Origin of the sequence: Bartonella sp. AA81SXKL (assembly GCF_042196945.1) — a bacterium.
In the GTDB taxonomy this organism is placed as follows: domain Bacteria; phylum Pseudomonadota; class Alphaproteobacteria; order Rhizobiales; family Rhizobiaceae; genus Bartonella.
Genome location: NZ_JBHIRH010000011.1, coordinates 13131 through 34184 on the forward strand (window position 1 = coordinate 13131; position 21054 = coordinate 34184).

Here is a 21054-nt window from a genome sequence, read left to right on the forward strand (position 1 = left end):
TAAAAAGACCTATAATACATATTTTTTCTTTTCCGTCATAACACAAAAAATATTTGTGTATACACAGCGATATGATAAAAACTGCCAATCTAAGGAGATTTTAATGCCCCATGCACATCTCATTTCGCCTTCTCTCTTGGCTTCTGATTTTTCTAAACTTGGACAAGAAATGTTAGATGTTGTTGATGCTGGTGCAGATTGGCTTCATCTTGATATTATGGATGGGCACTTTGTTCCTAACATCACCTTTGGTCCTGAAATTGTCAAAGCTCTGCGCCCATTAACAAAAGCAATATTTGATGTCCACCTGATGATCGCACCAGTAGACCCTTATTTAGAAGCTTTTGCAAAAGCAGGTTCAGATATTATAACTATTCATGCTGAAGCAGGTCCACATCTTCATCGTTCATTACAAACAATCAAAAAAATGGGGAAAAAAGCAGGAATCGCACTCAATCCAAGCACCCCTGAACATATCCTTGAATATTTGCTTGATCAATTAGATCTCATTCTCATCATGACGGTCAATCCCGGTTTTGGTGGACAAAGTTTTATTCCAGAAATAAAAGATAAAATTAAGCGCGTTAAAAGCATGATTGCAAACCGCCCTATTGATCTTGAAGTTGATGGTGGTATCACCGTTGATACAATTGGGATAGCTGCAAAAGCTGGTGCAAATGTATTTGTCGCAGGCTCTGCAATTTATAAAGATGGAAATAAAGAGCTTTACAAAACACGTATTAATGCATTGCGGCAAGCCGCAATCCTCTCACAACAAGGAAAAAAATGATGATCGCACGTTATTCCCGCCCTGCAATGGTAACAATTTGGTCTCCTGAAACAAAATATCGTATTTGGTTTGAAATTGAAGCCCATGCCTGTGATGCCCTTGCTCAATTAGGGATTATTCCGAAAGAAGCCGCCAAAGTCATTTGGGAAAAAGGGGCAGCAGCTAAATTTGATATCAATCGCATTGATGAAATTGAAGCAATTAGCAAACATGATGTTATCGCATTTCTAACCCACCTAGCTGAATTCATTGGACCAGAAGCACGTTTTATCCACCAAGGCATGACATCATCTGATGTTCTCGATACAACGCTGAACATTCAATTGATGCTTGCGAGTGATATTTTGCTAGAGGATATAGACCAACTTCTTGAAGCATTAAAAAGACGGGCTTTTGAGCATAAAGAGACAATCACCATTGGGCGGAGTCATGGCATTCATGCCGAACCGACAACATTTGGAATCAAGTTTGCTCTTGCATACGCTGAATTTTCCCGTTGTCGCAAACGTCTTCTTGCCGCACGAGAAGAAATTTCTACTTGCGCGATTTCAGGAGCTGTAGGAACTTTTGCAAATATCGATCCACGCGTTGAAGCACATGTAGCAAAAGCCTTGAGGATGCGTGCTGAACCGGTTTCCACCCAAGTAATACCAAGAGATCGTCATGCTATGTTTTTTGCAACACTTGGTGTTATTGCTTCCTCTATTGAAAGGCTAGCAATAGAAATACGCCATTTACAACGAACAGAAGTTCTTGAAGCAGAGGAACATTTCTCACCTGGGCAAAAAGGTTCATCGGCAATGCCTCATAAACGTAATCCAGTTTTAACAGAAAATTTAACTGGATTAGCCCGTATGGTACGTGCATTTGCACTCCCAGCCATGGAAAATGTAGCTCTTTGGCATGAACGTGATATTTCCCATTCATCTGTTGAGCGTTATATTGCTCCAGATGCGACTATTACACTTGATTTTGCTCTTTCTCGCCTCACATCTGTCATTGAAAATCTCATTGTCTATCCAGAAAATATGCAAAAAAATCTCAATAAATTCCGCGGTCTTGTTCACTCACAACGGGTTCTTTTAGCACTCACACAAGCAGGGATTAGTCGTGAAGATTCTTATCGGATTGTACAACGAAATGCGATGAAAGTTTGGGAACAAGGAAAAGATTTTTTAGAAGAACTCCTCAACGATAAAGATGTTACCAAAGCTTTAAGTGAAGAAGAGCTTCGCGAAAAATTTGATCTTTCTTACCACACCAAACATATCAATACGATTTTTAAACGTGTTTTTGAAGAACAATAAAGCGACATAGAAAACCAAAATCCATTCCACCTATGATCAAAAATCTGTTGTAACAAAGAAAACAATTCATGAAAGCAAATCAACTCGATATTCTTATTGTTCCTGGCTACAAAGGATCTGGTCCAGATCATTGGCAAACACGCTGGGAAAAAAAATTGTCGACAGCCCGCCGCATTGAACAACTCCATTGGTCAAAGCCTGTTTGTGAAGAGTGGGTTAACAAAGTTAAAACCGCCATCGCAAAAGCTCAAAGACCTGTTATGCTTATTGCTCATTCATTAGGAGTTCCCAGTGTTATTCATGCAACTGTACACAATACAGAAAAAATTTGTGGCGCTTTCTTTGTTGCCCCTCCAGATGTCGCCAATGAAAAAATACGTCCCAAACATTTAATGACATTTGGCCCCTATCATCGCCAAAAGCTTCCTTTTCCTTCTATTGTCATAGCCAGTCGCAACGATGAGTTTTGTCAATTTTCAGTAGCAGAAAAAATTGCCAATGATTGGGGATCACTCTTTGTTGATGCTGGGTATTCTGGCCATATTAACGCAGAATCCGGACACGGACCTTGGCCTGAAGGGCTTATGGTCCTCTCTCACTTTCTTGCAAAAATTTGATCCAAAAGAGGTGATCTTCTTTCTCATCGCTTATGTATCTTCACCTTTGGATAAACGTGTAATGATAAAAATTATAAAAGTATCATAGCAATATCATTGAGAAATTCTATCAATTAGGATAGTATCATTTATCAATGTTATTAAAAACCTCTCAAGATAAATAGAGAATCATGATGAATCGTCGCCACCGTATTTATGAAGGCAAGGCTAAAATTTTATATGAAGGACCTGAACCAGGGACTTATATTCAATTTTTTAAAGATGATGCAACTGCCTTTAATGCAAAAAAACATGAAATTATCGACGGAAAGGGGGTTTTAAACAACCGAATTTCGGAACATATTTTTAGCCATCTTGGACGTTTGGGCATCCCAACACATTTTATCAAACGTATAAACATGCGCGAACAGCTTATTAAAGCGGTGGAAATCATTCCGTTGGAAGTTGTTGTTCGCAATGTTGCTGCCGGCTCTCTTGCTAAGCGTTTAGGACTGGAAGAAGGAACCCCGCTTCCGCAATCCATCATTGAATTCTACTATAAAAATGATTCTCTCGATGATCCTATGGTAACGGAAGAACATATCACAGCTTTTGGGTGGGCTGTCCCACAAGAGATAGAAGATATCATGCAACTTTCAATTCGTATTAATGATTTTCTTTCTGGGCTTTTTGCCGGTGTTAACATCCAATTAATTGATTTTAAAATGGAATTTGGTCGCCTGTGGGAAGATGAAACAATGCGCATTGTTCTTGCTGATGAAATCTCTCCTGATTCTGCACGACTATGGGATATGCACACACAAGAAAAAATGGATAAAGACCGTTTTCGTCGTGATATGGGAGGGCTTATTAATGCCTATCAAGAAGTTGCCAAACGTCTTGGTATTATAAATGAAAACGAACCAACACGACCAAGTGGTCCCGTTCTCGTAAAGTAAAAACAAGGTAAAAAACATCACCTTATACAAACACCCCTCTTCAAAGGAGAGGTTCTTTTAAAAAGCAGGAAGCAAAAAATGAAAGCACGCATTACAGTTACTTTAAGAGAAAGCGTTCTTGATCCACAAGGAGAAGCGATTGTCGGTGCTTTAAAAAGTTTGGCTTTCGAAGGCATTCAATCTATTCGTCAAGGAAAGGTTTTTGATATTGTTCTTGATGATCTACCTTCTGAAACTGCAAAGAAAAAACTTGAACAAATGTGTGAAGAGTTACTCGCAAATACTGTCATTGAAAATTATACAATCGAACTTCTGTAAGTGAAACGCTCATGAAAACTGCCATCATTCAACTTCCTGGATTAAATCGTGATCGAGATATGATTGCAGCATTACATCATATAACGGGAGTTGAGCCACTAAAAATTTGGCAAACAGAAACAACAATTCCAGATGTAGATGTTATTATTATTCCTGGTGGTTTTTCCTATGGCGACTACTTAAGATGTGGTGCAATTGGAGCGCGAACTCCCGTCTTAAAAGCCATTCGTGAAAAAGCACAAGAAGGTACGACAATAATAGGTATCTGTAATGGATTTCAAATTTTGTTGGAAGCAGGATTATTACCCGGTACTTTAATGCGTAACGCTTCTTTAAAATTTGTTTGTCGTGAAATCAAACTTGAAGTCGTTAACGCCAAGACAAAATTTTCTCGATATTATTCTAAAGGACAAATTATTCGTTGTCCTGTTGCCCATCATGACGGAAATTATTTTGTTGATAGTGAAACATTGAAACAAATGGAAGACAATGAACAAATTGTTTTTCGCTATGCAGAAAATACAAACCCGAACGGCTCAATGAAAGATATTGCTGGTATTGTTAATAAAGTTGGTAATATTCTTGGTATGATGCCCCATCCTGAAAACTTTATTGAACCCGCCCACGGAGGTACTGACGGTCGTTTACTTTTTCAAAGTGCTTTAGAGTTAGTAAATGGATAATGCTGCAAAAGTACTCGCGCTCCATAATTTAAAAAAACAAGGATTTATACCATTTCTCGCATCATAAATCTATAAACAAAGCTCTTCACAAACAACAATGGATATTATTTTCTAAACACATAATTATTTAAGACCATTTTTAGTCTTAAATCCCACCAAACAAACGGACAAAATCTTTAGCTTACTGTCTATAAATATTTTTATTATTAAACAACATTATTGTTTATAATATAAGCTGCTAGGTAAAAAAATAAAAATACTAAATTTCGATTAATTTGACGGATAAATACTCATGAAGCCTTGCAATAACATCACTATTACACCAGAACTCATTGCACAACACGGGCTAAAAGAAGATGAATATCAACGTATCCTGACGTTAATCGGTAGAGAACCCACATTTACTGAACTAGGAATTTTTTCTGCAATGTGGAACGAGCATTGTTCCTATAAATCATCTAAAAAATGGCTAAAAACTCTTCCGACAGAAGGAAAATGTGTCATCCAAGGACCTGGTGAAAATGCTGGTGTTGTTGATATTGGCGAAGGACAATGTGTTGTTTTCAAAATGGAAAGCCATAACCACCCTTCTTATATTGAACCTTATCAAGGTGCAGCGACAGGTGTTGGTGGTATTTTACGTGATGTCTTTACAATGGGAGCCCGTCCTGTTGCTGCTATAAATGCATTGCGATTTGGTGCTCCTGATCACCCACGAACACGCCATCTTGTTTCTGGTGTTGTTTCTGGAATAGGTGGTTACAGCAATTCTTTTGGTGTTCCAACGGTTGGTGGAGAAGTAAATTTTGATGAGCGTTATAATGGCAATATCCTTGTTAACGCTTTTGTCGCCGGTATTGCAAAGACAGACGCCCTTTTTTATTCTAAAGCACAAGGCATCGGACTCCCTGTTGTTTACCTTGGTGCAAAAACAGGACGTGATGGTGTCGGTGGGGCAACAATGGCCTCTGCTGAATTTGATGATTCAATCAGTGAAAAACGCCCAACTGTTCAAGTAGGTGATCCTTTTACAGAAAAATGTCTTCTTGAAGCATGTTTAGAGCTCATGGAACTTGGAGCCGTAGTTGCTATTCAAGATATGGGGGCAGCAGGACTTACCTCTTCTGCCGTTGAAATGGGTGCAAAAGGAAATCTAGGGATACAGCTTAATCTCGATACAGTTCCTGTTCGAGAAGAAAACATGACAGCCTATGAAATGATGCTTTCTGAAAGTCAAGAGCGCATGCTCATGGTTCTTAAACCAGAACTAGAAAAGCAAGCAGAAGCAATTTTTCATAAGTGGGGGCTGCATTTTTCTATCATTGGGAAAACAACCGATGATTTACGTTTTCGTGTATCTCATCAAGGGGAAGAAGTTGTCAATCTTCCCATCAAAGAGCTTGGTGATGAAGCGCCTGTTTATGATCGTCCTTGGAGTGAGCCGGCAAAAAAAACATCCTTGAAAGCAGAAGACGTCAAAAAAGTTGAAAATCTTGGTGATGCGCTTCTGAGCTTATTGAATTCTGCTGATCAAAGTTCTCGGCGATGGGTTTATGAACAATATGATACTCTTATCCAAGGAAATAGCCTTGTTTGTCCAGGAGGTGATGCAGGCGTTATCCGTTTAGGAAACAACAGCAAACGTGCTCTTGCTTTTTCTTCTGATGTAACACCTCGCTATTGTGAAGCAGACCCTTATGAAGGAGGAAAACAAGCTGTCGCAGAATGCTGGCGAAACATTAGTACGACAGGTGCAACACCACTGGCTGCTACAGATAATCTCAATTTTGGTAACCCTGAAAAACCTGAAATTATGGGACAGCTGGTTTTTGCTATTAAAGGTATAGGAGAAGCTTGTAGAATCCTCGATTTTCCTATCGTTTCAGGCAATGTTTCTCTTTACAACGAAACAAATGGGGAAGCCATTCTTCCAACCCCCACAATTGCTGGTGTAGGTCTTCTTAATGATTGGTCTAAAATGGTAACAATAAGTGGTATGCAAAATGGAGATATTCTTGTTTTAGTAGGAAATTGCGGCTCCCATTTAGGACAATCAATCTATGCACGTAACATTTTAAATATTGATGCAGGTGCTCCCCCCCCTGTAGATTTACAACTTGAAAAAAAGCATGGTCAATTTGTTCGAAATGTCATACATCGTGGTTTTGTGCATGCTGCTCATGACATTTCTGACGGAGGATTAGCGATAGCACTTGCTGAAATGGTGATTAAAGCAGGTAAAGGAATCAAAGTAAAATTAAGCAATAAATCACCCCATCATGCAGAACTTTTTGGAGAAGACCAAGGACGTTATCTTTTAGCCGTCAAACCTCACTCTCTTAATAGTCTTAAAGAGCTCGCACAAATAAGTGCAGTTTCTTTAACAGAGCTAGGTCAAGTTGCAGGTGATGCACTTGATATAGATGGAATACTAAAACTTTCTATAGACAAACTCACAAAAGCCTATGAAAACTGGTTTCCCCAATTTATGGGTGAAGAGTAAAAATTGTTTTTTCTCTTAAACAGCCTTTATAAAAAAATGAACAACATAGGAGAATAATGATGACAATGAGTGCCCATGCAATTGAAACGCTTATTCGTGAAGGCATTCCTGATGCTACTGTAACAATTCGTGATCTTGCTGGAGATGGAGAACATTATGCTGCAGAAGTTATTTCTGAAAGTTTTCGTGGTAAAACCCGTGTTCAACAACATAAAATGGTCTATGATGCCCTTAAAGGCAATATGGGAAATGACCTTCACGCCTTAATGTTGCAAACAAATATCCCAAAATAATCTAAAATTTCTTCTTGCATTCACACATTTAATACGATTAAAAGCAGTATGAATATAAATTACACACTGATAAAAATCTGAAATATCGAGGGATAAAAATGACCACTGTTCATGATTTTATTGACAAAGAAATTAAAACAAACGACGTCATTTTATTCATGAAAGGAACACCTGACGCTCCGCAATGCGGGTTTTCAGGACAAGTTGTTCAAATTCTTGATTATTTAAGATTGAATTATAAAGGGATTAATATCTTAACTTCTAACGAATTGCGTCAAGGGATTAAAGATTACTCAAATTGGCCAACAATTCCACAGCTTTATATCAAAGGTGAATTTATCGGAGGCTGTGATATTGTTAAAGAGATGTTTCAAAACAATGAGTTACAGGAACTTTTGAAAGAAAAAAATATTCCCTGTAATCAATCATAGGTATCTTTCATTTTATTCAGACTCTTAAAAAGAGCTGTTTTCAGACGAAATTTCTATTTCAAGGATGCCATATGTCATATTCAGTCGATGAACAAACGCATAGTGATGCGATTAGAAAAAAAATTGGCTATAAAGAATTTGTTATTCTTATTGCTTCGCTCATGGCTATTAACGCTATAGCTGTTGATATTATGCTGCCAGCTATGCCTAATATTTTAGATGGCTTAAATGTTCTCAATGAAAATGATCAACATTATATCATTTCGAGTTATCTTATTAGCTATGGTATTGCTCAAATATTTTTTGGTCCAATAAGCGATAGGTATGGACGACGTAAACTTATTCTTATTGGTCTTGCTTTTTATTCATTTACGGCGATTGGCTGTGCCTTTGTAACTGATTTTTCTCTCTTACTTATTTTGCGTATCTTACAAGGTATTGGAGGAGCTGCTATGCGGGTTCTTACAGTTTCCGTCGTACGTGATCTTTACAGTGGTCGAAAAATGGCAGAAGTTATGTCTATTGTTATGATGGTTTTTCTTGTTGCACCAATGGTTGGTCCCGCAACAGGACAGATCATTTTACTGCTCGGACATTGGCAATATATTTTTATTTTCATGGCAATGATTGGTTTCGGGTTGATGATTTGGATTCAATTCCGCTTGCCGGAAACTCTTTATGCGCAACGCTCTCTTTCCTTTTCTTCAGTCAAACATAATTTATGGATTGTAATAACCAATCGCACAACACTTTGCTATACACTAGCAACTTCGATTATTTTAGGCTGTATCTTTACCGCCGTTAATACATCACAACAAACGTATGAAGGGATCTATAATCTAGGACTTTGGTTCCCTATTGCCTTTGCAGTTGGTGCTGCATTTCAGGCTTTCTCATCATTCATGAACTCTCAACTCGTTGGACGCCTTGGAATGCGGCGTATTGCTCATACTATGCTTTTGCTCTTTTGTATCACTTCATGTGTATGGTTTATTGGCTCTATCTTAACAGATGGTATCCTTCCTTTTGCTTTTTACATGCTGTTATTCTGTATATTGATGTTTGCCTGCGGTGGCATTATGGCCAATTTCAATACACTCGCTCTCGAATCTGTGGGAGAAATTGCTGGAACAGCTTCTTCTGTATCCGGCTTTCTTCAAACATCTATCGGTGCAGGACTCAGCTTTTTTATTGCCCAACAATTTGATGAAACAACCATCCCAAACTCAGCAGGATTTTTCTTTCTGAGTCTCACTGCCATACTTCTCGTCTTATGGGCTGAACGTGGTCATCTTTTTAGGCAATATCATAGTAATCCTAACGAATAAATATTACTACGAAAGATTAATAACATCTCTCTTGAACAATAAGAAGATAAACCTATCAGACAAAATAAAATATCTCCAAATAGAACACTCTTGTGTTAAACATTCACATTGTTTGTTTAAAGGTACAACTCTCGAAATATCAAATCATTTCACGACAGCACCTATAAATGCTGTAATGTTAAAAAACAGTTTTGATTGATTTAACCTGAACAAGATCGAAATAGAAAAAACTTACGCTTTAGGTTTTTCGTTCAATATAAAAATAATAAATTATCTTTATAAATTAATATCTTACACAATCATAAAACCATAGGGAACTTTCCCGTGTATAAAATACATTTAATTGATAAATTTTCCTGATTTTGGAAATCCTCTTGGAACCAAACGCCCGACGCCCGCACGCATTCCCATCCATTCAATGAGATCATCAGCTTGACGGTTAAAGATTCGTTCAGCTGTATCTTGCCAACTTAAGCCTTCTGATAAATTAAAAGTCTTGGCATCAACAACAACACCTTCTTTATAACGCTGTAAACGAACACCCTTACCGCGATTCATTTCTGGTATTTGTTCAATAGAAAAAATAAGCATTTTACGGTTTTCACCGACTACAGCAACATGATCACCATTTACCGGAACACAAAGCTTTACCTTATCAGGAGCTTTCACATTCATCACTTGCTTTCCTTTTCGTGTATTGGCGATCACTTCTGCAGAAGAAACAATAAAACCATTACCGTGAGATGAAACCAAAAGCAATTTTTCCTCGGCGTGATGCACAAAAGCTGTGAGAACATCGTGCTCATCATCCATATCAACTAAGAGACGAATAGGTTCACCATGTCCCCGCCCTCCAGGTAAACTATTTGCACCAATAGCAAAAAACTTTCCCCCCGTACTGATCAGCACAATCTTGTCGGTCGTAAATGCTGGAAAGGCTAACTTTAAACTGTCTCCTTCTTTAAAAGAAAGTGCTTTATAATCGGTCAAATGTCCCTTCAAAGCGCGCATCCACCCCTTTTCAGAAATAACAATAGTAATCGGTTCTTTTTCGATCATTGCTTGTTGAATATCATCAAGATCATGTCTTGGTGCCTCTTCAAACGTCGTACGTCTTTTCCCCAAGAGTGTTTCAGGACCAAAAGTGTTTCGAACTTTTTTGATTTCTTCTGAAATTATTTTCCACTGTTTTATAGGAGAAGCTAACAAATTCTTTAGCTTTTCTTTTTCAGCTTTCAAACTTTCAAATTCTTTACGAATTTCAAATTCCTCAAGCTTACGCAAAGAACGCAAGCGCATATTAAGAATAGCTTCAGCTTGATTTTCTGTTAATTCAAAACGACTGATCAGCTTCTTTTTCGGTTCATCATCTTCACGAATAATCTGAATGACCTCATCGAGATTTAAATAGGCAATCAGATATCCATGAAGAATTTCCAATCGGCTATCAATTTGATCCAGCCGATAATGAGAGCGACGAATAAGCACTTCCTGACGATGTTCAAGCCATTGCTTCAAACTTTCTCGCAAAGAAAGGACATTAGGTATTTTTCCCAAAGACAAAACATTCAGATTAAGGGGAAATCTTACTTCAAAGTCAGTCAATTTAAAAAGAGACTCCATGAGGAGCTCCGGATCAACCGACCGATTTTTAGGAACCAGCACGATTCTGATATCTTCTGCTGATTCATCTTGGATATCCTCAAGCATTGGCAATCGGCGTGCAAGCAATAACTCTGCTGTTTTTTCAATAAGACGTGACTTTTGAATCTGATAGGGAATTTCAGTCACAACAATCACATAAGAACCACGGCTACCAGGCTCCTGATGCCAACGTGAACGCAAGCGAAAAAATCCACGCCCAACACGATAGGATTCCTCAATACTTTTTTTAGGTTCAACTAAAATTCCCCCCGTCGGAAAATCAGGACCAAGAACAAATTGATTTAATTCCTCATCATTTACATCGGGATGCGCAATCAAATGGAGTGCTGCATCACAAAGCTCAGCAACATTATGGGGGGGAATAGATGTTGCCATACCAACAGCAATACCAGAAGAACCATTTGCTAAAAGATTAGGGAAAGCTCCTGGTAAAACAACAGGCTCTTCATCTTCCTCATTATAGGTTAAACGAAAATCAATAGCATTCTCATTAATACCTTCAAGTAACAATGCAGCCACTTCAGTCATACGTGCTTCCGTATAACGCATGGCAGCAGCATTATCACCATCAATATTACCAAAATTGCCTTGCCCATCAACTAACGGATAACGAACAGCAAAACTTTGAGCCAAGCGCACCAAGGCATCATAAATAGACGCATCCCCATGAGGATGAAATTTTCCCATGACATCACCGACAATCCGCGCACATTTCGCATAAGACTGTCCAGGATTTAGTTTGAGAAGACGCATCGCATGAACAATCCGCCGGTGGACCGGCTTCAATCCATCACGTACATCAGGCAATGCACGGTGCGTAATCGTAGAAAGCGCATAAGCCAAATAACGTTCCTGTAAAGCAGAACGTAATTCTATTGGTTCAATATGTTCTTTATCAAAAGGTAAATTCATTTTATCAGACATAGTATTAAAACAACAATTCCCACAATAATAAGAAATTATTTTATAGGATTTATTTAATGAAATCTTCTATGAGTCGGCTTTTTTATTAAAAGTCAATTACATAAAAACAAACGCTGCAATTAGAACATGAATAGAAAATTATATCAATTTGAAAAATTTATACATATCCTTCCCCCTTGCCCTAAGTAATTTATTGAAAGCTTTGTCAAATCCGACGATAATTTAACTGCCCACAAAGAGTTATTTCATCTTTTCTGGAATGACAAAAGCAGCTTTCAAACATCATCTTTTATTATACAGATAAATTGTATAACAATCCCCTTCAGTTTTTCTATGAAAAACTAAAAAAATGTTCAAAGCTTATGAAATTTAAGCTTTTCAGAGTAAGTCGATAGAATGGAAAATCACATTATTCTCATAAAAACGAAGAGACACAATTCTCTGCTACAACGTTGTAAAAACTTCAATAAAAAAATAAATAATGTATTGACATGTAAAGATAATTTATTTTTTTTCAAATAAAATGAGACTCCCGAATATTATAGAATTCTTTCATTTCTAATTTATTCATGATCAAGCAATCATAATTATTTTCTCACCTATCACAAGGAGAAGAGTCTCTATAGAAACAAGCAATAAAAATGCCTCGTAAAAAATTAAACAATAGCGTTTTGCCTATCTAAATTTTACAAACAGTACACACACACCGATGCTCTTGAGAGGCATCAAAACTTCACTCTACGTAGAAAAGATGAAAACAATCCATTATCAACTTTATGAGCTATTTTTGTGAGTAGGAGCCATGCGGATTCCTAAATCACGTAATTGTGTAGGAGAAACATCAGACGGAGCACTCATCAAAAGATCAAGCGCCTGTTGATTCATAGGAAATAAAGCAACTTCACGCAAATTTTTAACACCTTGCAACAGCATAATGATGCGGTCAATTCCCGCAGCCATACCACCATGTGGCGGAGCCCCATAATGGAATGCACGATAAAGACCACCGAAACGATCTTTCACAACTTCCTTAGAAAGTCCTACAAGTTCAAAAACTTTAAGCATCATTTCTGGTAAGTGATTACGAATTCCACCTGATGCAATTTCATAACCATTGCAAACAAGATCATATTGAAAGGCTTTAATAGTAAGAGGATCTTGACAGGCAAGAGCATTTTCTCCCCCTTGAGGCATGGAAAAAGGATTATGTCCAAAATCAATCTTTTTTTCATCTTCATTCCATTCAAAAAATGGAAAATCAACAATCCACGCCAAAGAGAAACTATCTCTATCAAGAAGATCTAATTCTTCCCCTACCCTTGTGCGTGCTGCTCCGGCAAAAGATGAAAACTTTTTTGGATCGCCAGCTACAAAAAAACAGGCGTCCCCACTTTCAAGTCCAAGCTGTATACGGATTGCTTCAGTCCTCTGTTCACCAATATTTTTGGCGATAGGCCCTGCTCCTTCAAATTTTCCTTCTTCTTCACGCCAGAAAATATAGCCGAGTCCTGGTTGCCCCTCGCCTCGTGCCCATACATTCATACGATCACAAAAAGCACGACTTCCACCCGTTTTAGCTGGGATAGCCCACACTTGTGCATTCTCATCATTCGCTAAAATTTGAGCAAAAACTTTGAAACCAGAATTATAAAAATGCTGAGAAACATCTTCCATAATGATCGGATTACGTAGATCAGGCTTATCAGAACCATATTTTCGCATTGCTTCATCGTAGGAAATGCGAGGAAAGCTTTGTGTCACAGTTTTTCCATCTGCAAATTCTTCAAAAATAGAACGCATAATAGGTTCCATAGTTGCTAAAACATCTTCTTGCTCAACAAAACTCATTTCAACATCTAATTGATAAAATTCACCAGGAAGACGGTCGGCCCTTGGATCTTCATCTCTAAAACATGGAGCAATCTGAAAATAACGATCAAAACCTGACATCATCAACAACTGTTTATATTGCTGTGGTGCTTGCGGTAGCGCATAAAATTTCCCCTGATGAACACGACTTGGAACCAAAAAATCACGCGCTCCTTCCGGCGATGAAGCTGTCAAAAGTGGCGTCGTAAATTCCGTAAAACCATTATTTTGCATAGCCCGTCTCATAGCCGCAATAATTTCAGTCCGACGCATGATATTTTTGTGCATAGTCTCCCGACGCAAATCAAGAAAACGATATTTTAATCGAATATCTTCTGGATAATCAGGCTCACCAAAAACCGGTAAAGGAAGCTCATCAGATTTTGAAAGAATTTCTACCTCTTGTGCAAAAATTTCAATCTCACCTGTTGGAAGCGTTGCATTAATAACCTCATCAGAACGAGCACATACCTCCCCATCCACACGAATAACCCATTCAGAACGCACTTTTTCAATAAATTTAAAAGCTGGTGAAGCAGGGTCAGCAACAATTTGTGTGATTCCAAAATGATCACGTAAATCTACAAAAAGAATTCCTCCATGATCACGAACACGATGAACCCATCCCGAAAGACGAACTTGTGTTCCTACATCACATCTACGAAGAGCCGCACAATGATGACTGCGATAACGGTGCATGTTTTTTGCCTTTGATTATAATATTCACATGCGCTACAAACGCTTTTTAATAACCATTTGTCAAGATATGAGAATAAAAACTCAGAAATAAAGTCAATAAAGCACAAATTTAATTTATCGAATTATAATAAAATGATGAATCTTATTACACAAACAACAGATCTTGAAATTGCACTTAACGCTCTACGTACCTCTGATTTTGTAACAGTCGATACTGAGTTTATTCGCGAAACAACTTTTTGGCCTCAACTGTGTTTAATCCAGCTCGCATCACCAGATGTCACAGTTTTGATTGATCCCATAGCACCAAATATTGATTTACAACCTTTTTTTGACCTTATGATCGACAAAAAAGTTGTAAAAGTTTTTCATGCTGCGCGCCAAGATATTGAAACAATTTATCATCTTGGAGGTGTTATTCCCTCCCCTCTCTTTGATACACAAATAGCAGGATCATTTTGTGGATTTGGTGATTCTATCTCCTATGATCAAATTGTACAACGCTGCACGGGGCATCATCTTGATAAATCCTCCCGCTTTACAGACTGGAGTTACCGCCCTTTGTCTGAAAAACAACTGCTCTATGCACTTGCCGATGTAACTTACTTAAGAGATGTTTACCTGCTATTAAAAAAAAGGTTAGAAAAAAATCAACGTGCTCACTGGATGAACGATGAAATAACAATCCTTTTAAATCCTAAAACCTATGATATGCCAGAAGATGAAGCATGGAAAAAAGTGAAAGGAAAAATTAAAAAGCCACGTGAACTTGCTGTATTACAAAAGATAGCAGCTTGGCGGGAACGTGAAGCACGAAAATACAATATGCCACGTCGTCATATCATAAAAGATGAATGTCTTATAGAAATAGCAACCCAACAACCAAAAGATGAATCTGCATTAAAACGGTTGCGCAGTCTTAATAAGAATTGGGATAAACTCTCAATTGCTCAATCATTAATCAAAGCTGTCCACGAAGGATTAGAGGTGGATCTTTCTACTTTACCCCCCATTCCTAAACATAATCCACTCAATGATACGACAGCCGCTGTTATCGATCTGCTCAAAGTGTTATTAAAAATTGTTGCAAATGAAAACAGCATTGCCCCTAAAATTATTGCAACATCTAATGATTTAGAAAAAATTGCCAATGGAGGAATAAAGAAAAATATTCCCGCTATGAATGGCTGGCGCTATGAAATATTTGGACAAAAAGCCGAACAACTGCTAAAGGGCCAGATAGGGTTTTACTGTAACGATGGAAAAATAAGCACAAAACAGCTTTAATTTACATTTTCATTTTGAAAAATCCATTACGCTACTCATTATCTACATCAATTGGTATACCCTATAGGCCAACGCAAATAGGATAAATAAAGCCTACTTCTGACAAAGTTAAAAAATTAAATAGTAAACTCTTATTAAAATGATAGCTAAATCTTTATCAGGTCAATCAAATAGCAATCCCATTAAAAATAATCTAAAAAAACAAACAGCTCCTTATTTAAAAGTTTTGAAAAGAAAAAATTCTGATATAAAAGCGCATTCATTACAAAAATAGCAGCCTAGAAATAGGAACAAACAAAGATATAATGCCTCACGTCACCATATCGTATTAAAAAACTACCGAGATTGCAATCTAACAATCAAAAACAAGCCAGCATAACAACTAAAATACCTAACAAAAGCAATATTGATTTCTAACGATAATCTAGCGTTATTTATATTGAATTAGACCTCCGAATATCGCAAGATTCTCTCATTTCATCTCAATAAGACTCATAAAGTTTCACATAAGAAATTATATGATAAAGCGCTGTTTTTTTTATAAATTAAACACCTTTCAAAGGATTCAAAAATCATGGTTAATAAATAGTTATGATTTATTTCTATTTTTTATATTGAAAGGATTTTATAATGACTGAAATGATATTCTTTTGACAGACCGTAAAAGTGCAAAACTGTTTCATATGAGTATTTCAACATTCCAGCGTCATGTAACCAATGGATCTCTCCCAAAATCTTTAAAACTTGTTTTTTATCGCGTTGGTTACAATCGAATCTTATCAAGATAATCGAGCAAGCTAAACAGAAACATTATAACGACGCAGCATAAAAAGAAAACCTTTTCACGTAAAAATGGACAAAACTTTTCATTTTCACATGAAGCTTATGAAGTGAAAAATCCATCCTGTGACGCAAATAACAGAATAAAAAATTATGTTTTCTTTTATGAATGCTCAGGCATTAACAAATGCTTTGCGTGGTGTCTAGCATGGGCGCGTTATGGAACAAGTCCTATTGTCCAGCTCATGATGATAGGCTACCTAGTTTATCCCTCGTCAATAGCCCTATATTATAAGACATAAAACACGAATAAATTAGGAAAAAAATCAAAAAATTTCAAAAGCGAGAGGTTGTTTTATTATTTTTGATAACTTCTGTAATCGTCCAAAAGGACGTTCTCCTAATAATCCAGCGTAATTCTTTGGGATCTGCAGGATAATATGATCTGCTTTTCTATGCCACAATAAATGAGGTAAAATTCCTGCAACAGAAGCACTGAAAAGATGAGCAATACGCATAGTTTCGCCAAGAATACGTGCTTTTTTAATTATATTTTGAGTTGCTAATTGAAAAATGGGAAGAGATTCTTTATCAACCAATAAACTCGTATTGCGAAAAAAAACAGCAAGCGCCGCGTAAAGGCGCCCTTCATGAGAAATTCCTGGATAAGATCCTAAAGCTATTTGATTTGCTGCTTCATTACCTCGATAATCTGGATGTATACGCCAACCAATATCCGCAAGAAGACAAGCGGCTTGACGATAACGGCATTCATTTTCCGTTTCTGAAATTCCAAAAACTTCAAAAGCATTCGTCGTAAAATCAATGAGTTCTTCTGCTTGTTTCGGTGAACGTGCCCGTAAAATAGCCATTTCTGTGCATGCTGCAATGAGAGGATCTGAAAGTCGAATCGCCTGCGGCAATCGTGAATAAAGAAAACCTTCACGAACGCCAGCACCAGAAAAGATTATCTTTTCAAACTCCATACACTGAATGAGTTCAATAAGAACTATTGCCCCATAAGATAAAAGTTTTCGACGGTTCTGAGAAACCGCTGCAATCCCTCTCATATTATCAATATTGCCACGTGCTACAAGACGTAAAAAGTTCTCCATTTCAACAGCATCAACTTCATAGCCATGCATAACAGGAAGCCGATAGTGTTTCATTGCCATATGGAGTTTTGCCAAATTACGCCATGTCCCCCCTACTGCATAAAAATAACGTGCTATACCTTTACGAGTACGAACAACAGACGATTTATAAAATTGCTCATGTACAATTTTTGTAGCTACAGCACTATCATTATTTGACATATACTGTAGCCTTAAACCACCCAATGGGAGCGTTATCCCTTCACCAACATCAGAATGATCAATATCAATCAGCTCAAGACTTCCACCACCAAGATCCCCAGAAATACCTTTTGGTTGATAAAAAGTAGACACAACTCCATATGCTGAATACATAGCTTCTTCACTTCCTGAAAGAAGATATATTTTATTTTGCAAAATATCTTCAGCATGCTGAATAAATGCTACGCCATTCTGTGCATCTCGTGCTGCTGCTGTTGCTAAAGTATAGACCTCATCTGCCCCAATCTGTCGACAAAGCGTACGAAACCGTTTCAGTGTTTGCAACGCCATTTTCATCGATTTTTCTTCTAAAAATCCTGTTTTCGCCACACCATGACCGAGACCACAAAGAATCTTTTCATTAAATAAAACTGTTGGTGATCGAACAAGCCCCTCATAAATAACCAACCGAACAGAATTTGAGCCAATGTCAATAACAGCAACAGGCTTACGCCCTTTTAACCGACCTTGAGCATCTCTATATGTCATTGGATTTTAGTCTTTATGTATTTCGGCTTGTTGCCGATGCAACGCAACCAAGCGCGAAACAGAAGACTCAAAAGAATCATTTTCCCCCGCAAAACTTGTATTGGCCATAAAATACTCCTGCGCATTAAATAGACTTTCACCTATCTGCGGTGTAATACGTTTTGATGTTCCATCCTTAAGTATATCAAAGCTTTGTTGATTATCAATGATATTAGCTAACATAATCTGTAAAAGAATTTTTTGACGCACTATTTTATTAAAAACCGGAACCAATATTTCAATACGATAATCCAAATTACGAGGCATCATATCAGCAGAGCCTAAGTAAACGAGTGCATTTTCATTAGGCAAATCTTGACCATTCCCAAAACAAAAAATGCGACTATGTTCAAGAAAACGCCCGACAATTGATTTTACACGAATATTATCCGAAATTCCTAGAATACCAGGACGTAAACAACATATCCCCCGCACAACCAAATCAATTTGCACCCCTGCTTGACTGGCACGATATAAAGCATCAATAATTTCAGGATCAACCAATGCATTAACTTTCATCCAAATAGCAGCAAACCTTCCCTGTTGTGCATGAACAATTTCTCCCTCAATATGCTCTAAGATACGACCACGCAATGTTAAGGGTGAAAAAGCAATCTTCATTGTTTCATTTGGACGCTCATATTGCGCAATATAATTGAACAATAACGCAACATCATGAGCGATATCATCATCCGTGGAAAAAAAAGAAAGATCGGTATAAGTTTTAGCGTTAATGGGATGATAATTTCCTGTCCCAAGATGAACATAAGAGCGAAGACGTTTTCCCTCACGTCTCACAGCTAATGACATCTTAGCATGCGTTTTTAATGCAATAAAACCAAAAATAACTTGAACCCCAGCACATTCAAGATCCCGGGCCCAACGAATATTTGCTTCCTCATCAAAACGTGCTTTAAGTTCTACCAAAGCAGTCACAGACTTTCCCTGTTCAGCTGCTTCAATCAAAGCGCCAACAATTGGACTATCATTTGATGTACGATAAAGTGTTTGTTTGATTTCCACAACATCAGGATCGCAAGCAGCTTGACGTAAAAATTGGACAACAACATCAAATGTCTCATAGGGGTGATGAATCACAATATCATTTTCACGAATAGCCGCAAAACAATCTCCTTTATGTTCACGAATACATTCTGGAACACGAGAAATATAAGGAATAAATTTGAGATCATCACGGGGAATAGAAACAATTTCTGATACCGTATTAAGCGCTAAAAATCCATCAAGAACATTAATACAATTATCAGGAACAGCGAGACTATTCGCTATAAATTGGCGTAAACTCTCTGGCATTTTTGCGTCAAACTCAACTCGAATAACCTGCCCACGGCGCCGCCTTTTAAGAGCAGTTTCAAAAAAATGAACAAGATCCTCAGCTTCTTCTTCTACTTCAATATCACTATCTCGGATTACTCTAAATGTACCAATTTCTTTAACCTCATAGTCAGGAAATACATATTTAATAAAAAGGCAAATAACATCTTCAGATGCAATAAAACGAAAATGATTGCCTTCTTGAGGAAGAAGAATAAAACGCCTTAAAAGCATTGAAATAGACAACAACACTGTGTGTGAGTTCTGATCAGTTTCTCCAGACAATTGAAGCGCAATAGAAAGCCCTAAATTAGGAATAAATGGAAAAGGATGAGTAGAATCAACAGGCAAAGGTTTTAAAACAGGAAAAATTGTCTCAAGAAAATATTTTTCAAGCCATGACTTTTCAATTTCTGAAAGATCATCAGAACAAATAATTTCAATATCATTCTTTTTTAATTCATCACGTAAAACATTCAATTCTCGTAGTTGGTGAGCCTGCAGCTTTGAAATCTCAGCTAATACAATATCAAGTTGTTCCTGTGGAGTGTGCCCATCTGCACTGCACGCTGTAACGCGAGCACGAATTTGAGCTGCTAGTCCTGCAACACGAACCATAAAAAACTCATCAAGATTTGCAGCTGAAATAGAAAGAAATTGTAGACGTTCTAATAAAGGATGTTTCGAATTAGCCGCTTCCATCAAAACACGATTATTAAATTGTAGCCATGAAAACTCTCGATTAATAAACCGTACCGGATTTTTCATTGTTATATTCGATATAGAAATTTTATCTACCACCCTCTGTTCCATATATCCTAAATAATTTTCTTTTACATTTTCTAAAATCCCTGACGAAATATCTCACATAATATTTGATAATATGTTATCATCATAATAATATATCAATGCCTAACTTCCCTCATCATTTTTCCATTTAATATTTTAAAATACTTGGAATTATTGCTATGCGCAAAGCACTAAAAGTAAAACAACTATTCTAATATAGCATAAAAGAAGAGAAATTTGTCTTAAAAAGCAGCTTGCATTATTCTACGCTTTATTACAAACTCACGCCTATAAAATAGAAGAGCCCAATCATAGCTGATGAGAAAATTTATTCTGGAGTTTGTACGCCATGTCTGATCACAACATTCCTCATTTTCAAAATGACCTTGGATATAAAACAATCGAAATTGGTGTGAAAGAATTTATGTGTGTAGGCGCTACACAACCATTCGATCATCCTCATATCTTTATCGACATGGGAACAGCAGATGAGAAAATTTGCCCTTACTGCTCAACCCTTTATCGTTATGTTCCCTCACTATCATACAATCAAACAAACCCAACAGGATGCTTATATAATCCAGAAAAGCTATTATAATTGCGTTTTTTGGCTTT

16 protein-coding genes and 1 pseudogene are annotated in these 21054 nt (G+C 37.3%); 13 read left to right on the forward strand and 4 right to left on the reverse strand.

What is annotated here, in order from left to right; all coding sequences use genetic code 11:
- The first annotated feature begins 103 nt into the window (after positions 1-103).
- From rpe to ACFINZ_RS06455, 10 genes are all read left to right on the forward strand, one after another.
- Complete coding sequence (gene rpe, locus ACFINZ_RS06410) at positions 104-790, forward strand: ribulose-phosphate 3-epimerase (protein WP_375633165.1); 687 nt, start codon at positions 104-106, stop codon at positions 788-790.
- Positions 790-2097, forward strand: a complete 1308-nt coding sequence (purB, locus tag ACFINZ_RS06415) for an adenylosuccinate lyase (RefSeq protein ID WP_375701251.1) — start codon at positions 790-792, stop codon at positions 2095-2097. Before rpe ends, purB begins: the two co-directional genes overlap by 1 nt.
- A gap of 68 nt (positions 2098-2165) precedes the next feature.
- Positions 2166-2714, forward strand: coding sequence for an RBBP9/YdeN family alpha/beta hydrolase (locus ACFINZ_RS06420; protein WP_375634476.1), 549 nt, complete (start codon positions 2166-2168; stop codon positions 2712-2714).
- Positions 2715-2887: 173 nt separating this feature from the next.
- Positions 2888-3652 (forward strand): phosphoribosylaminoimidazolesuccinocarboxamide synthase, encoded by a 765-nt coding sequence (purC, locus tag ACFINZ_RS06425; RefSeq protein WP_375634487.1) that lies wholly within the window; start codon positions 2888-2890, stop codon positions 3650-3652.
- A 78-nt stretch (positions 3653-3730) separates the two neighbouring features.
- Positions 3731-3970, forward strand: a complete 240-nt coding sequence (purS, locus tag ACFINZ_RS06430) for a phosphoribosylformylglycinamidine synthase subunit PurS (protein ID WP_375611546.1) — start codon at positions 3731-3733, stop codon at positions 3968-3970.
- An 11-nt stretch (positions 3971-3981) separates the two neighbouring features.
- Entirely contained in the window at positions 3982-4653 is a 672-nt protein-coding gene (gene purQ, locus ACFINZ_RS06435) for a phosphoribosylformylglycinamidine synthase subunit PurQ (protein WP_375633167.1), read from the forward strand.
- Positions 4654-4945: 292 nt separating this feature from the next.
- Positions 4946-7156, forward strand: a complete 2211-nt coding sequence (gene purL, locus ACFINZ_RS06440; protein ID WP_375633168.1) for a phosphoribosylformylglycinamidine synthase subunit PurL — start codon at positions 4946-4948, stop codon at positions 7154-7156.
- Positions 7157-7215: 59 nt separating this feature from the next.
- A complete protein-coding gene (locus ACFINZ_RS06445) occupies positions 7216-7449 on the forward strand; it encodes a BolA/IbaG family iron-sulfur metabolism protein (protein ID WP_375633191.1) in 234 nt (77 codons plus the stop codon).
- 98 nt (positions 7450-7547) lie between these two features.
- Positions 7548-7880, forward strand: a complete 333-nt coding sequence (gene grxD / locus ACFINZ_RS06450) for a Grx4 family monothiol glutaredoxin (protein WP_375617788.1) — start codon at positions 7548-7550, stop codon at positions 7878-7880.
- 71 nt (positions 7881-7951) lie between these two features.
- Positions 7952-9208, forward strand: coding sequence for a multidrug effflux MFS transporter (locus ACFINZ_RS06455; protein ID WP_375633170.1), 1257 nt, complete (start codon positions 7952-7954; stop codon positions 9206-9208).
- A 339-nt stretch (positions 9209-9547) separates the two neighbouring features.
- Here ACFINZ_RS06455 and parC read toward each other — a convergent pair whose 3' ends face one another.
- Both parC and aspS read right to left on the reverse strand, forming a co-directional pair.
- The gene (gene parC, locus ACFINZ_RS06460) at positions 9548-11797 is read right to left on the reverse strand and encodes a DNA topoisomerase IV subunit A (protein ID WP_375633171.1); all 2250 of its coding nucleotides are present in this window, start codon (positions 11795-11797) and stop codon (positions 9548-9550) included.
- 774 nt (positions 11798-12571) lie between these two features.
- Positions 12572-14365: an aspartate--tRNA ligase gene (gene aspS, locus ACFINZ_RS06465; RefSeq protein WP_375636836.1), complete on the reverse strand. Its 1794-nt coding sequence runs from the start codon at positions 14363-14365 to the stop codon at positions 12572-12574.
- A 132-nt stretch (positions 14366-14497) separates the two neighbouring features.
- Here aspS and rnd point away from each other — a divergent pair, with 132 nt between their 5' ends.
- Both rnd and ACFINZ_RS06475 read left to right on the forward strand, forming a co-directional pair.
- Positions 14498-15652, forward strand: coding sequence for a ribonuclease D (gene rnd, locus ACFINZ_RS06470; protein ID WP_375633173.1), 1155 nt, complete (start codon positions 14498-14500; stop codon positions 15650-15652).
- A 644-nt stretch (positions 15653-16296) separates the two neighbouring features.
- Positions 16297-16481: pseudogene (locus ACFINZ_RS06475) on the forward strand (DNA-binding protein).
- Positions 16482-16758: 277 nt separating this feature from the next.
- Here the strand turns inward: ACFINZ_RS06475 and ppx are convergent.
- Positions 16759-18276 carry an exopolyphosphatase gene (ppx, locus tag ACFINZ_RS06480; RefSeq protein ID WP_375633174.1) on the reverse strand — a complete coding sequence of 506 codons (1518 nt, stop codon included), beginning with the start codon at positions 18274-18276 and terminating at the stop codon, positions 16759-16761.
- 6 nt (positions 18277-18282) lie between these two features.
- The gene (locus ACFINZ_RS06485; protein ID WP_375701244.1) at positions 18283-20463 is read right to left on the reverse strand and encodes an RNA degradosome polyphosphate kinase; all 2181 of its coding nucleotides are present in this window, start codon (positions 20461-20463) and stop codon (positions 18283-18285) included.
- A 325-nt stretch (positions 20464-20788) separates the two neighbouring features.
- Between ACFINZ_RS06485 and ACFINZ_RS06490 the strand changes: the two genes are divergently transcribed.
- On the forward strand, positions 20789-21037 hold the full coding sequence (locus tag ACFINZ_RS06490; RefSeq protein ID WP_375617781.1) for a zinc-finger domain-containing protein: 249 nt from the start codon (positions 20789-20791) through the stop codon (positions 21035-21037).
- The last annotated feature ends 17 nt before the right edge of the window (positions 21038-21054 follow it).